Genomic DNA, 14,429 nt, shown 5'->3' with positions numbered 1-14,429 from the left:
GAGCGTCATGCAGATATTGCGTCTCATCGATACTGGCGGCACCATCGGCATGGTGCCTTCCGAACAGGGGCTTGTGCCCGGTGCGGGTGTCGTTGAACAGCATCTGCGGGCGGCGCTGCCACAGGGCACCGCACTGGATGTCGTGACCTTCGACCCGCTGATCGACAGTGCCAATATCCGCCCCGCGGACTGGAACCGGCTGGCCGATCTGATTGCCGAACATGACGGACCCGTGCTGATCACACATGGCACCGATACGCTGGGCTTTAGCGCCGCAGCCCTGTCGCAGGTGATCGCCCCCGAACGCGCGGTGGTCCTGTGCGCCGCCATGCAGCCGCTGGGCCAGAATGCCGATGCCGAAGAAAGCCTCGCGCAGGCGCTGGAGTATCTGCTTTCGGGGCGGGCGGGTGTACGGGTGGCCGTGAATGGCCAGATCCTTGAGGCCGAAGGGGTGACAAAGACCGACAGTCACGCCCGCGCCGCCTTTGTGTCAGTGCCGCAGGCCCCGTCAGCCCCTCGCGCCACCGGCGCGCGGTTCGGCACAGGGCCGCAGATCGGCGTGCTCACCCTGACGCCGGGACTGTCGGGACAGGCACTGACGGCACTGCTGGGCTGTTTCGACGGGGTCGTCTTGCGCATCTACGGGGCAGGGACCTTTCCCGAGGATCCGGCACTTGTGACCGCTGTGGCCGAGGCCGTCGCACGCGGCCTTCCGGTGCGTGTCGTCAGCCAATGCGTGCAGGGCGGGCTGGCACCGGGGCTTTACGCGGCAGGTGCCAGCTTCTGGCAAAGCGGTGTCACCAATGGCGGCACCGAAACGGTCGAACTGGCCTTTGTGCGGCTTTTGCTCGCGGCCTCTGCGGCCTGAACCTGACGGCCTGAACCTGACGGCCTGAACCTGACGACCGAACGGGCGGTTTTGCAGCGTTACGCCTCGTCGAAGAACAGGCGCGGCGTCATGCCTTTATCGCAATGCACGACATGGGTGAGATCTTCGAAATCATCCACCGCCGCCCGCAGGACAAAGGTCATCCCGTCCACAAAATCGCTGGCTTGCGGATCGAGTATGATCACGATATCCACGCCGACCGGACGGAATTTGAACGTGACCGATTGCGGCTCCGTCCGCGCGCGCGAGCGCAGACAGAGAATATGCCGGATATCGTCATACAGCCCGTAAAGGCAATCCCGCTCGTCCTGCGTCTCGAACAGGGTGCCCGCCGGAAATGTCGCACATAGCGACCCCGAGGCAATCAGCCGCTCCAGAAGCACGTTCATCAGTTTCTTGTCCTTGAGCTTAGCGCTCAGGAAATGATGTTCGATCGCCTCGAAATTCTCGATGATCTGCGATGAAACACGGTCGATATGTGTCCGTAAAGCCATGTGATCCTCCTCCGGTTCTGGCATGGATTGGGGTTGGTGCCTCCTGCCGCCCATGATGCGGCGATAGGCAGATCGGTGCGGATCAGGCGGATCGGGACCGACCCGACCGCGCGCATAGGGGCAGCATCCGCTGTCGTATAAAGGAATACGGATGCCCGACCTGATCTTGCCGACCGGATCTTGCCGACCGGTTCGGGGCAGGCCCTTTGCCGAGACACAGCCAAACGGCGGATAAAATCGGGACGACGTTTTGAACGAGAAACCATTACGGGACATCGAATGAAGCTGCACAGGACACCCAGCTTTGCTCAATGGAATGAAGGTGATCTTAAAATGACCATTCTGCCGGAAGGAATTTTACAAAACGGGCAGGATCACGTCACAGATGGCGCGCAGTGGCAGGTCCAAGCGACAAGAGCCAGAGGCGCCTGACAGAACAGGGTGCGAGGTCTCCGAGCCTGCATAAAGCTCCGCCAGAAAAATCTCTGGCCCGTTCGTCCTGTGTCAGTCCTGCGCCAGGTCTGCGTCGGGGGCAGGGGCGGAGACCAAACCGGCTGCGCCTTTGCGATACTCCGACGGGGGCATGCCCATTGCCAGCCGGAAGGCCGTTGCGAAAGCTTCCGGCGTTTCGTAGCCCGCCTGCCGTGCCGCGCTGGCCACCGAAGCTCCCGCATGCAGGGCATGGCCCGCCCGTTCCAGCCGGATCTGGCGCAACCGCCCATGCACCGACATGCCGCGCAGGCGCCGGAACAACCGGCGCATGGAGGACACGCTCATGCCCGCGCTTTCGGCCAGAGCCTCGGACGAAGGCAGCCCCCCCGCGATCAAGGCCTGCGCCTCGATCCGGCTCAGCCGTTCCTGATCCGTCCGGCTGATCTCCGGCTCCGCTCCCATCAGCCCCACCAGCATCGTCTGCAACATGGACAGGGCGAGCGCTTCCGCTTCGATCTGACAGAAGGGCGTCTGCCGATGGCGTTGCAGCAGGGCTTCGGCCCGTAACACGTCGGGCATGGTCGCCGTCCAGCTTGCCCGCAGATGGGCTTGGCCCTGAAGGATCGATTGCATCGCCACCCCGCGCGCCTCCAGCCAGTTCCACGGGACCAGCACCGACACTTTGCGCACATGGTTGCCTGCCGTGATATTGCGGCGGAAGGCCGTCGGCTGACCAAGCGCGCTCAGATGCAGTTGCGCAGGCTGGCCCGGCATCGGCCCGAAACGCTCGCTGCGCGGCCCGAGCCTGCCCTCGACCTGCCCCTCCAGAATGAGATGCAGCAACAGATTGGCCGGACGGGTCAGGAAGGTGACGAAATCTTTCGCGCTGACCGTATCCTGTAGCTGCACGTTGAGGCCCGAGGGCAGCGCAATCCGCCGACGTCCGCCGCGCAGCACGATGTCGGAGACGGGCAGGCTTGCGCCGAAATCCGTCACATCCCCCCGTAGCCCCGTGGCGATGTCATTCAGGCTGATATCCATCTGGACCTCCAAGGTCTGATCCTTTGCGGGAACGCCAGCCGATTGGCGCTTTGACGAAGATATATGGCCGTATGGCACAGGCCGGATACTGGCCAGATACCAGATCCAGCTCTAATGGTCGATAAAAATACTCGGTTATTAAGGGATAGTGCCATGTCACCTGCTGGACGTACCACGTTGAAACTGTGCCTGCTGGCCTCCACCGCCCTTGCCGCACCGGCATTCGCGCAAGATGCGGTCGCACTGGACGAGATCGTTGTCGAAGGGTCGAGCTACGAGACCGAAGGCTCCGATAGCTATGCGACCGATCTGATCTCGGTGGGGGAGAAGGCGGCGATGAGCCCGCGCGAGGTGCCGCAATCGACCTCGGTCGTCACCCATAAGCAGATCGAGGATGGCGGCTACACGGCGCTGGAAGAGGCGCTGTCGGATGTGGCAGGCATCATGATCCTCAATAATGATGTCGGGCGGTCGTCGATCTATTCGCGCGGCTACGAATTCGACTATCTCTATTTCGACGGCCTCCCCGCGCCGGTCAGCTCGATCTACGGCACCCAGCCGGATCTGTCGATTGTCGATCACGTCGAGGTCCTCAAAGGACCGTCGGGCCTGTTCATCAGCACCGGCGAACCGGCAGGCTCGATCAATATGCGTCTCAAACAGGCCACCGCCACCGAGTTTACCGGCTATGCCACGACTTCGGCCGATAGCAACGGGCAAGTCCGCGCGGAAGTCGATATGTCCTCGGCACTCAATAAGGACGGCACGCTGCGCGGGCGCTTTGTGGCCGCCTATGGCGATGGCGATACGTTTATCGACGGTGGCTCGAACGGGGTGCAGTCCTATTACGGCACCGTCGCGTGGGATGTGGACCCGAATACCAAACTGACTTTCTCGCTCAGCCATATGGAGCGCGATATCGCGCCGTTCAACGGTCTGCCCACCTATGCGGATGGCTCGCTGATCTGGACGGATGTCGAGGCGGGCGTGATGCCCGACTGGAACGATTTCGACAACGAAACCACCGATGCCGTGGTGGCGGGCGAGCATTTCCTCGATAATGGCGGGCGCATCAAATTCTCGATGCGCAAATCGTGGCAGGATGCCAATTTCCTCTACGGCTATGCCGGATCGACCGCCGATGCCGATAACAACATCTCTTCGATCGCCTATCTGGGCCGCGATTTCAGTCAGGACAGCCTCGCGCTGGACATCCATGCGGATCTGCCCTTCCAACTGGGCCAGATGGAAGGCAACGCGATTGTCGGGGCCGATTGGCAGAAGGTCACAAGCACCACCTACACCGCCCGCGGATCGATCTCGGGCAGCTGGAACCTGAACGATTTCGATGGCGCGTCGGTGGCCAAGCCGAGCTATAGCTATTCGACCCGCGCGGACTCGGAGACCACTTCCACGGGGCTCTATTCGCAGCTACGGCTCAAGCCGATGGACAAGCTGACCGTGATCGGTGGCGCGCGCCTGAGCTGGTATGACGGCACGGTCGACACCACGACGCTGTCCAGCGGCGCGGTCTCGACGGCAGATTATGACGTCGATGCCCATGTGACACCGTTTGCCGGTGCCACCTACGAGCTGACGCCCGATGCCTCGCTCTATGCCAGCTATTCCGAGATCTTCATTCCGCAATCGTCGCGGGACACGGATGGCGATCTGCTTGATCCCGTCGACGGGCGCCAATACGAGCTGGGCGTCAAGGCGCGGCTTGCCTATGGTCTGGATGTCACGGCGGCCTATTTCAACCTGCGCGAGGCGAACCGTCCTGTCGCGATCACCGGCACCGATTACTACAAAGCCGAGGAAGAGGTCGAATCCAAAGGCGTCGAGCTGACGGTGTCGGGCGAGTTGCGCGAAAATCTGCACCTCTCGGCAGGCTATACCTATACCGAGACCGAATATCTCAACGGCAGCTCGAAGGGCGAGGATTTCTCGACCTATACGCCCAAGCACATGTTCAAGCTTCAGGCCATGTATGACTTCAAGGACGGCGTGATGGCCGATTGGAGCCTCGGGGGCCGCCTGACCATGATGAGCGGTTTCTCTTCCAAGGGGATCGAGGCACCGGGTTACGGGGTGGTCGATCTGATGGCGGTCAAAACCTTCAATGATGACCTGACTTTGCGCATGGGCGTCGATAACCTCTTCGACAAAGAATATTATTCGCGCGTGGGCAGCACCACGGTGTTCAACTTCCGCGGCGAACCGCGCACCTTCAACGTCTCGCTGACCAAGACCTTCTGATCCGCATCCGGCCCGATCCGGCTGCAAACCCCCGCCGATTGGCGGGGGTTATCTTTTGCGCAAAATTCAATCATGACGTGCATGGATATTTTCCTCGACAGGCCAACCCCCCGCACTAATTCCGTTTTTCGGGCCGGACCTCCGGGCATTTTGACGTGACGGATAAGCAAAAAAATGCTGTCAACTGGCGAGAAAATCGGTTTTTACCGCCGGATGGCCTTGTCTTGGGCCGTTGGAAAGCCGAAGCTGGCGCAAAATAAAGAACATGTGGGCTAAGGGTCTATGATTGAACACACCTCCCTTCCGGGCGTTATCCTCATTACGCCCCCGCGTTTTGGTGACCATCGCGGTTTTTTCTCTGAAAGCTGGAACAAGAAGAAGCTTGAAGCCGAAGGGGTGAACCTGCCGGAATTCGTGCAGGACAACCACTCGCTCTCGCGCGAGAAGGGCACGGTGCGCGGGCTGCATTTCCAGTCGCCGCCGCATGCGCAGGGCAAACTGGTGCGCTGTGGCCGCGGGTCGATCTTTGATGTGGCGGTGGATGTACGCAAGGGCAGCCCGACCTATGGTCAATGGGTGGGCTTTGAGCTGTCCTTCGAGAATGGCAAGCAGCTATGGATTCCGGCGGGCTTCCTGCATGGGTTCATGACGCTGACGGATGATGCCGAGATCTGCTATAAATGCACCGACCATTACGCGCCCGAATGCGATGGCGCGGTGAAATGGGACAGCTGTGGCATCGACTGGCCGATTGCCGATATTACCCCGATCATTTCCGAAAAAGACGAGAAGGCGCAGCCGCTTTCCGCATTCGACACCCCTTTCACCTTCGAGGCCTGATCCTATGAAACTTCTTGTTACCGGCGGTGCCGGATTTATCGGTTCGGCTGTTGTGCGTCTGGCGATGGCGCGGGGCCATAGCGTGGTGAACGTCGACGCGTTGACCTATGCGGCCTGCCTCGAGAATGTGGCCGAATGCGCTGGCAGTCCGAATTATGCCTTCGAGAAGGCCGATATCCGTGATCGCGCCGCTCTGGATGCGGTTTTTGCCAAGCATAAGCCTGATGCGGTGATGCATCTGGCCGCTGAATCCCATGTGGACCGGTCGATCGACGGGCCGGGCGATTTCATCGAAACCAATATCACCGGCACCTATAATATGCTGGAGGCCGCGCGCAGCTATTGGGTCGCGCAGGGCAAGCCCGAAGCCTTCCGCTTCCACCATATCTCAACCGATGAGGTCTTTGGCTCGCTGCCCAATGACCCTGCGATCAAATTCACCGAAGACACGCCCTATGATCCGCGCTCGCCCTATTCGGCCTCGAAAGCGTCCTCGGACCATCTGGTGCGCGCATGGCACGAGACCTATGGCCTGCCGGTGGTGCTGACCAACTGCTCCAACAATTACGGCCCCTTCCACTTCCCCGAGAAGCTGATCCCCGTGGTGATCCTGAACGCACTGGCCGGTAAGAACCTGCCGATCTACGGTAAGGGCGACAATATCCGCGACTGGCTCTATGTCGAGGATCACGCCGATGCGCTGCTGCTGGTGGTGGAAAAAGGCGAACTGGGCCGCAGCTATAATATCGGCGGCGAGAACGAGCGCACCAATCTGGAACTGGTGAAGACGCTCTGCGCGATCCTTGACCAGAAGCGCCCGAAGGCCAGCGGGTCCTATGCCGATCAGATCACCTTTGTGACCGACCGCCCCGGCCATGATGCGCGCTATGCGATTGATCCGACCCGCATCCGCAACGAGCTGGGCTGGCGTCCCTCGGTGACGGTCGAGGAAGGGCTTGAGCGCACCGTTGACTGGTATCTGGCCAATGAGGCCTGGTGGAAACCGCTGCAAGCGCGGGCGGGCGTTGGTGTCCGTCTGGGCACGGGCGAGGCCCAGTCTGGCGAGGCAAAAAAGGAAACGGCATGAGCATCCTCGTTTTCGGTTCCACCGGCCAAGTCGCGACCGAGCTGAAATCGCTTCTGCCCGAGGCGCAGTTTCTGTCGCGTGCCGAGGCTGATCTGTCTGACCCCGAAGCCTGCGCTGCCGCCATCACGGCGGCCAAGCCCGAGGCCGTGATCAATGCGGCCGCCTATACGGCGGTGGATAAGGCGGAAAGCGAAGAGGATCTGGCCGAGGCGATCAATGGCGCCGCGCCCGCCGCTATGGCGCAGGCCTGCGCCGGGTTTGGCATTCCCTTTGTGCATATCTCGACGGATTACGTCTTTGACGGGCAGGGCGAGACGCCGTTCAAACCCACGGATATGACCGCACCTCTGGGGGCCTATGGCCGGACCAAGCTGAAGGGCGAACAAGGGATCGCGCTGGCGGGCGGGGCCTATGCCGTGCTGCGCACCTCTTGGGTGTTTTCCGCGCATGGCAATAACTTCGTGAAGACGATGCTGCGCCTGTCGGAAACCCGTGACAAGCTGACCGTGGTGGCCGACCAGATCGGCGGCCCGACCTCGGCGCGGGCGATTGCCAAGGCCTGTGTCCGCATCGCAAGCCAGCTTGCCGAAGACCCGTCGAAAGCGGGGATCTACCATTTCTCGGGCGCGCCCGATACAAGCTGGGCCGGTTTCGCGCGCGAGATCTTCGCGCAGGCAGGGCGCGCGACCGCGGTCGAGGATATCCCCACGACGGCCTTCCCGACGCCTGCCAAACGCCCCGCCAATAGCCGGATGGATTGCGCCACGACGTTTGACGCTTTCGGGATTTCCCGCCCCGACTGGAAGGCCGATCTGGCGGAGGTTCTGCACGCGCTGAGAGGGGTTGATGCCGCTTCTGCAAACTGACAGCACTTCTGTCTTTTTCGCGCATGTCCCCAAGACCGGCGGCACGTCGGTCGAGGACTATCTGCAGCAGCATTATGGCCCGCTCTCGCTTTACGACCCCGACTGGTTGGGGCGTAAGGCGGCGGGTCTCCCCCGCAAGTTTCCCTGCTCGGAGCAGCATCTGGTCTGGGCCGATGCCCGCACCTTGTTCGACACCAAGCCCGATCTTGTTTTCGGTCTGGTACGTGACCCTTTGCAACGGGCGATATCGGAATACCGGTTTCAGGCGCGCAGCTTCCCCCATATGAAGCGCCTGACACAGCGCGGCTTTTCGGTCTGGCTGGCGGTAATGGAGGCCGCCTACCGGCGCGACCCCTATGTGATGGACAACCATCTGCGCCCCCAGTCGGATTTCCTGCCGCATGAAGCCACAGTGTTCCGCCTTGAAGAGGGCATGGAGCCTGTTGTGGACTGGTTGCAAACCCATCTTGGCGGGGTCGCAGGGCAGGTGCCCCATGCGCAGAAATCGGCAGAATGCCCGACCCTGCAGGACCGGATCGCACCGAGCAAAGCGGATATGGCCCGCATCACGCGGCTCTATCACAAAGACTATGTGCGCTTTGGCTATCAACATCCGATCGGCGGGTTCGAATTTGCGACGCTTTACCGCCCCGCGCCCGTAAAACACACGCTTTATGCAATGGTGAAAGGCCGCAAAGTCACCCGCGCCTATCGCCGGAAATATATCTAGATTTCTAAAGGACAGTTCTCATGACAAAACAGCGCAAAGGTATTATCCTCGCCGGCGGTTCGGGCACGCGGCTCTATCCGCTGACGATGGCTGTCTCGAAGCAGCTGATGCCGATCTATGACAAGCCGATGATCTATTATCCGCTGACCGTGCTGATGCTGACCGGCATCCGCGAGATCGCGATCATCACCACTCCGGCGGATCAGGAGCAGTTCAAACGGCTTCTGGGCGATGGCAGCCAATGGGGCATCAGCCTGACCTATATCACCCAGCCCTCGCCCGACGGTCTGGCGCAGGCCTATATTCTGGCCGAGGATTTCCTTGACGGTGCGCCTTCGGCGATGGTTCTGGGCGATAACATCTTCTTCGGCCACGGGCTGCCGCAGCTTCTGGAAGCCGCTGACGCGCAGGGTGTGGGCGGGACGGTCTTCGGCTATCGCGTGGCCGATCCCGAACGCTATGGCGTGGTCAAATTCGATACGGCAGGCAAAGTCGAGGAAATCATCGAAAAGCCCGAGGTGCCGCCGTCGAACTATGCAGTCACCGGCCTCTATTTCCTTGATGGCGATGCCCCCAAGCGCGCCCGCGAGGTCAAGCCTTCGCCGCGGGGCGAGTTGGAGATCGTGACGCTGCTGGAAAGCTATCTCAAGGATGGCACGCTGACCGTGAAACAGATGGGCCGTGGTTATGCATGGCTTGATACCGGCACCCATGCCTCGCTTCTGGACGCCGGCAATTTTGTGCGCACGCTCTCGACCCGTCAGGGGGTGCAATCGGGCTGCCCCGAAGAGATCGCCTATGAAAAGGGCTGGATCGACGATGCGAAAATGGCCGAACATGCCGAGACATTCAAAAAGACGGCTTATGGCAAGTATCTGGCAAGCCTGCTGAAATAAGCAGAACGGACGTTCAGTACAGAGATGCGGAAGGGCATTCGGGCGCGCAGGCACCGGATGCCCTTTCTTCTGACACCTGCGGCCCTATAACGGATAGACAGACCCGCCAAGCCACAGAATGGCGACCGGTTTCCTGTTGTTTTTGGGGCAAAAAACTGCAAGGTGCATAGTCAAGTTCGGGCATCCGGCAGGATGTCTTCCGTATTGCGAGGTTTATATGTCATTGGGATCTTTCGGTACGTCGTTTCTCCGGCATATTGCCCAGCGGTTCTATCTGTCCAAAGCCCGTGCCGGACGCCCCGGAGAGCGGCTGTTTTCCGAGCTTATGGCAAAGTCGCTGGCCTCGGAACTGGCGCTGCGCGAGGATCTGTTCGACAATGTCACGGTAGATGCGGAAAAGCGTGCGAAATTCCTGCGCGCGCCGCTGCCAGAGCGACGCTATATGCTGTTTTTCACCGCGCGTTCGGGAAGCTCGCGTCTGGGCGAGATGCTGGAACGTGCCCGCGTTCTGGGCCAGCCGAACGAGGCGTTCAATTTCCGCTTTGTGCCCAATATCGCCCAAGCCTATCAGGCCGACACGCTGGAAACCTATGTCGATATGCTGCTGCGCAGGCGCAATACGCGCGGCACCTATGGCGTCGAGATCACCTATGCGCATATGATGAACCTCTTCGGATCGATGGACCGGCTGATCGAGATGATGGCCCCCACCTCGTATATCTGGCTGATCCGCGAGAACCTTCTGGCGCAGGCGTTGTCGCTGTCGAAGCTGATCCAGACCAAGGTCGCCCATTCCACCGCAGCCGACCAGACCAGCCAGATGGCCGCAGATGCCGCTTTCCAGTATAAACCGCTAGAAATTTTGCATGCGATGGCGCGCTATTGCGTCGAGGAAGACCGGCTCGAGGCCGATATGGCCCGTTTCGGGATCAAGCCGTTATGCCTGAGCTACGAGCAGACTGTCGGTCAGCCCGACACCGTGATCCTCAGGACGATCGCCGATCATATCGGGGTCGGGGCTGTAGATCTGCAGCCCGCACCCACATCCCATCACAAACTTCTGGGGTGCCGTAGTGCGGAATATGCCGAGCGTTTCGCGCAGGAATATCCCGATTTTCTGGCCCGCATGACAGACTATCGTGCGGCGCGCATCGAACGGCTGCACAAGTTCTGACTGGCCCGGCCACCTAGGCTGCGCCCGTTTCGGGGTTTCACGCAATCTTAAAAGGATATCGGTTAACTCTGACCGCAAGGGCCGCTATGGCCCGTTTTGTGTGACGAGTAACCTATGCTTGAAAACCGGTTTCGCGCCGATATCCAAGGCCTGCGGGGTCTTGCCGTTGCGGCGGTGGTGCTGTTTCACGCTTGGCCGAAGGCTTTGCCGGGCGGCTTCGTGGGCGTCGATATCTTCTTCGCGATTTCGGGGTTTCTGATTGGCGGCCATCTACAGCGCGACAGCCTCACGGGGCAGGCCTCTTTGCTGACCTTCTACCACAAGCGCGCCAGACGCCTTTTGCCTGCTCTTCTGGTGATGCTTGCCACCACTCTGGGGCTGGGGGGCATTCTGCTCAGTCCCGATAACTATCAAGAGCTTGCCCGCACCGCTTTGTCTTCGGCGCTCTTTGCCTCGAATATCGATTTCTATCTGTTCAGCGGCTATTTCGACCAGCAGGCGGAACTGCGACCGCTGCTGCATACATGGTCGCTTTCGGTCGAGGAACAGTTCTATCTGCTATTTCCCTTCCTGCTGTTCATGGTGATCAAATGGCGCCCCTCCGCATTGGTGCCGTTGACCCTGCTGGGGATTATGGGCGGGGTGATCCTGTCCGAATGGGGCTTGCGGCATTCTCCGACGGGGGCCTATTTCCTGTTGCCGTTCCGTGGCTTCGAATTCCTGATCGGGGCTCTGGCCGCCTATCTGCCAGCCCCCCGAAAAGACCGGCCCATTCTGCGTCCGCTGGCGCTGGCCACGCTGGGGCTATGCATGGTCTGGCTGACACCCGATATGCCCTTTCCCGGCCTGCGGGCGGGCGTGCCCAGCTTTGCCACAGCGGTCCTGTTATGGGTGGGGCGCTTTCCTTTGCCCCGACAGACCGGCGGGATGCTGGCCGGCGGGATGCTGGGGGCCGGTTTTCTGGGCCGGATCTCCTATTCACTCTATCTCTGGCACTGGCCGTTGATGGCGTTTCTGCGCAGTCTTGCCGGAGAGGTGCCCGATGCGTTGATGGCGCTTTGCGTGGGGGTCTCGGTCATACTGGCATGGCTGAGTTGGCGTTATATCGAGCAGCCCTTCGCCCGCCTGCCCACCGGCCACAGCCCCATCCTGCGCTGGAGCGCGGTGGGGCTTGCCCTGATCATGCTGCCCGCTTGGGGGATCTGGCACGGGCAGGGGATACCGCAGCGCTTTGCGCCGCAGGTGCTGGCCTTATATGATGCGGCACAGGATATCAGCCCGTGGCGGGAAAGCTGCCATCAGGATGACCGTGACAGAAAGCCCTATGCCCGGACCTGCCGCCTGGGCGGCAGCGGCGCGCCACCTCTTGTGGTCTGGGGAGACAGCCACGGGGCCGAACTCGCCGCAGCCTTGGCCCGGAACCAGCCCCTGCGGCAGATCACGGCCTCTGCCTGCCCGCCGGTTCTGGGCCCCGTTCTGCCCAGACGTCCCCAATGCGCCCGCGCAAACCAGCGGATGCTGACGGCGATCAGCGGCGATCCGGCCGTCGAGACCGTGCTGCTGGCGATGAACCGCGAGGCCTATCCCGAACTTCCGGCACAGGTTCTGCAAGACGGCCTGCGCGAAACGGTGACGCGGCTCCGGCAAGCGGGCAAACGGGTTATCCTGCTGGGCCAGATCCCCAACCCGCATCGCGATCCGGCACAAAGCGCCGGAAATGCGCTCCGCTTCGGCAGGCTTGCCGCCACGGCCATTCCAGATCCCGAAGCCCATAGCGCCCGTTTGCGCGCATGGGCGGAGATCGAGCAGCAGCTTGTCACGGCGGACCGGATCATACGGATCGACCCGCGCAAGAGGCTGTGTGCCGGTGGCGAATGTCCTTTTGTGATGGGGGGAGAGGTGCTCTATTTCAACGACACCCATCCAAGCATGGCGGGGGCGCGACGGCTGGCAGAACAGATTCGCGCGGAAGCGGCCGACATCTTGCCCCAACCGCGCACCCCCACTCCGCCGCGCATGTCCCATAGGGTGAATTCGGCCGATAGGGTCGCAATTCGTGGTGAATTTAACTTTTGACGCATGCTTCGTTAAGCAGCCATGCGTCAGGCACAAATCAGCACTGCAGAGAAAGCGCTTTCTGCATCGCAGCATATAGGCTAAATTTAATTCAACGCAGCCAAGGTTGCACAGAATTTCGAAGGCTCTCTCCTCCTCCCTGAGCCTTGGAAACAGGCGGCGATCTCCTCCTCCTCCCTGAGATCGCCGCCGCTCCTCCCCTCCGTTGATGCCAAATCTGCCTCAGGCCTTCAGGGTCGCGCCGCCATCGACATAAAGATCGGCCATTGTCACATGCCCCGCTTGATCGGACAGCAGGAACATCGCGGCGGCGGCAATATCTTCCGGCACAGCCAGCTTGCCCAAGGGGATGCCGGTTTTATGCAGCGCAAGATTTCCGGCAATCACCCGTTCCGCGCCGTCCGGCCCCGCCCACATGCCAGTCTGCATCGGCGTAAGCGTCGACCCCGGTGCCACGATGTTGCAACGCACCCCGGCGGGCGCAAGCTCTAGCCCGAGGCAACGCACGAACATATGCAATCCCGCCTTGCTGGCAGGGTAGCTGCCCATATTGAGCCGTGGAATATCGGCGGAATTCGAGCCGATCACAACAAGGCTCCCGCCGCCATTGTCCACCATATGCCGCCCCAATGCCGTGGTCACATGGAACGCCCCGTCCAGATTGACCTCGATCACCCGCCGCCACTGCGCGGCGCTGGTGCTCAAAAGCGGGCCCTCGGCCAGAATACCTGCGGCATGCACCCCGAAGCGGATCGGGCCAAGATCGCGGATCGTCGCCTGCACCCGCGCCTCGACCGCCTGCGCATCGCAGACATCCAGCCCGTGCCATGTCACACCCGTCATCTGTGGCGCGCGTGCGATCACATCGGGATGGTCGGTCGCCACGACCTGCGTGCCAGCCTCCGACAAAGCCCGCACCAAGGCCAGACCGATACCGCCTGCCGCGCCGGTGACCAGAGCCACCGCCCCCTCGAACCCTGTCAGTTTCATGCCTGCCCCTCCAGCGTCGCGACCATATCCTGCGCCAGAACCGGCACGCCCGAGCAATCGGCCACCCAGTCCAGCGCGCGGCGATGCCAATCCTCGGAGAAATCGGCCAGAGCATCGGCCACAAAGAACGGTTCGATATCGCGCTGGAAGGCCTCGGTTGCCGTCGCCAGACAGCCGATATGCGCGTAGATCCCGGTGATCAGCAACTGGTCACGACCGCGCGCACGCATCAGCGGCGCAAGGTTGGATCTCTGGAAGGCGCTATAGCGGTGCTTGACCAGAGTGATATCGCCCTCTTGCGGGGCCAGCGGGGCGATGATCTCTTCATGTTCGGGCTGTGCCTTCATACCCGGCCCCCAGAGATCGGCCTGCAAGCCACGGTCGGGGCGGAACTGGTTGCCCTTCTGGGCGGTGTAGAAGACCGGCACGCCCGCGCGCCGCGCCGCCTGCGCAAGGCGGCCAATCGCCTCGACCGCCTGCGACAGCGCCGAGGTCGGGCGCGTCAATGCCCCCTCGCCATAGGCGGCGCAGAAATAGGCCTGCATATCATGGATCAGCAAGGCCGCCCGCGCAGGGTCAAGCGTGAAGGGCGCACGGGTCTGCGGCAAGCTGCGGGGAAGCGGGTAATCGGGAATTCCAGGAAGGCTCATAAGGT

Annotated in this window: 13 protein-coding genes; 9 read left to right on the top strand and 4 right to left on the bottom strand. The window is 61.5% G+C overall.

Annotated features, from left to right (window positions below):
• Window positions 1-7 precede the first annotated feature (7 nt).
• Complete coding sequence (locus WDB86_RS16185; RefSeq protein ID WP_341485757.1) at window positions 8-868, top strand: asparaginase domain-containing protein; 861 nt, start codon at window positions 8-10, stop codon at window positions 866-868.
• A 59-nt stretch (window positions 869-927) separates the two neighbouring features.
• Here WDB86_RS16185 and WDB86_RS16180 read toward each other — a convergent pair whose 3' ends face one another.
• On the bottom strand, window positions 928-1,383 hold the full coding sequence (locus WDB86_RS16180; protein ID WP_341485756.1) for a hypothetical protein: 456 nt from the start codon (window positions 1,381-1,383) through the stop codon (window positions 928-930).
• A gap of 504 nt (window positions 1,384-1,887) precedes the next feature.
• Entirely contained in the window at window positions 1,888-2,856 is a 969-nt protein-coding gene (locus tag WDB86_RS16175; RefSeq protein ID WP_341485755.1) for a helix-turn-helix domain-containing protein, read from the bottom strand.
• A gap of 153 nt (window positions 2,857-3,009) precedes the next feature.
• Here WDB86_RS16175 and WDB86_RS16170 point away from each other — a divergent pair, with 153 nt between their 5' ends.
• From WDB86_RS16170 to WDB86_RS16135, 8 genes are all read left to right on the top strand, one after another.
• The gene (locus WDB86_RS16170; RefSeq protein ID WP_341485754.1) at window positions 3,010-5,115 is read left to right on the top strand and encodes a TonB-dependent siderophore receptor; all 2,106 of its coding nucleotides are present in this window, start codon (window positions 3,010-3,012) and stop codon (window positions 5,113-5,115) included.
• 282 nt (window positions 5,116-5,397) lie between these two features.
• On the top strand, window positions 5,398-5,955 hold the full coding sequence (rfbC, locus tag WDB86_RS16165) for a dTDP-4-dehydrorhamnose 3,5-epimerase (protein ID WP_330647084.1): 558 nt from the start codon (window positions 5,398-5,400) through the stop codon (window positions 5,953-5,955).
• Window positions 5,956-5,959: 4 nt separating this feature from the next.
• A complete protein-coding gene (gene rfbB, locus WDB86_RS16160) occupies window positions 5,960-7,042 on the top strand; it encodes a dTDP-glucose 4,6-dehydratase (protein ID WP_341485753.1) in 1,083 nt (360 codons plus the stop codon).
• Window positions 7,039-7,908, top strand: coding sequence for a dTDP-4-dehydrorhamnose reductase (gene rfbD / locus WDB86_RS16155; protein WP_341485752.1), 870 nt, complete (start codon window positions 7,039-7,041; stop codon window positions 7,906-7,908). Before rfbB ends, rfbD begins: the two co-directional genes overlap by 4 nt.
• Window positions 7,889-8,638: a sulfotransferase family 2 domain-containing protein gene (locus WDB86_RS16150; RefSeq protein WP_330647087.1), complete on the top strand. Its 750-nt coding sequence runs from the start codon at window positions 7,889-7,891 to the stop codon at window positions 8,636-8,638. Before rfbD ends, WDB86_RS16150 begins: the two co-directional genes overlap by 20 nt.
• A gap of 20 nt (window positions 8,639-8,658) precedes the next feature.
• A complete protein-coding gene (gene rfbA, locus WDB86_RS16145; protein WP_330647088.1) occupies window positions 8,659-9,534 on the top strand; it encodes a glucose-1-phosphate thymidylyltransferase RfbA in 876 nt (291 codons plus the stop codon).
• Between the two features lie 217 nt (window positions 9,535-9,751).
• On the top strand, window positions 9,752-10,708 hold the full coding sequence (locus WDB86_RS16140; RefSeq protein ID WP_339109624.1) for a Stf0 family sulfotransferase: 957 nt from the start codon (window positions 9,752-9,754) through the stop codon (window positions 10,706-10,708).
• A gap of 114 nt (window positions 10,709-10,822) precedes the next feature.
• On the top strand, window positions 10,823-12,784 hold the full coding sequence (locus tag WDB86_RS16135; protein WP_341485751.1) for an acyltransferase family protein: 1,962 nt from the start codon (window positions 10,823-10,825) through the stop codon (window positions 12,782-12,784).
• A gap of 222 nt (window positions 12,785-13,006) precedes the next feature.
• Here the strand turns inward: WDB86_RS16135 and WDB86_RS16130 are convergent, their stop codons facing one another.
• Both WDB86_RS16130 and WDB86_RS16125 read right to left on the bottom strand, forming a co-directional pair.
• A complete protein-coding gene (locus WDB86_RS16130) occupies window positions 13,007-13,774 on the bottom strand; it encodes an SDR family oxidoreductase (RefSeq protein WP_330647091.1) in 768 nt (255 codons plus the stop codon).
• Window positions 13,771-14,424 (bottom strand): isochorismatase family protein, encoded by a 654-nt coding sequence (locus tag WDB86_RS16125; protein ID WP_341485750.1) that lies wholly within the window; start codon window positions 14,422-14,424, stop codon window positions 13,771-13,773. The genes WDB86_RS16130 and WDB86_RS16125 overlap by 4 nt, the downstream gene beginning before the upstream one ends.
• Window positions 14,425-14,429: the final 5 nt, after the last annotated feature.

The organism is Thioclava sp. GXIMD4215 (assembly GCF_045291555.1).
GTDB classification, from domain to species: Bacteria; Pseudomonadota; Alphaproteobacteria; order Rhodobacterales; family Rhodobacteraceae; genus Thioclava; species Thioclava litoralis.
The sequence above is the reverse complement of the archived record's forward strand: the minus strand, read 5'-3'. Positions and strand labels throughout refer to the sequence as shown.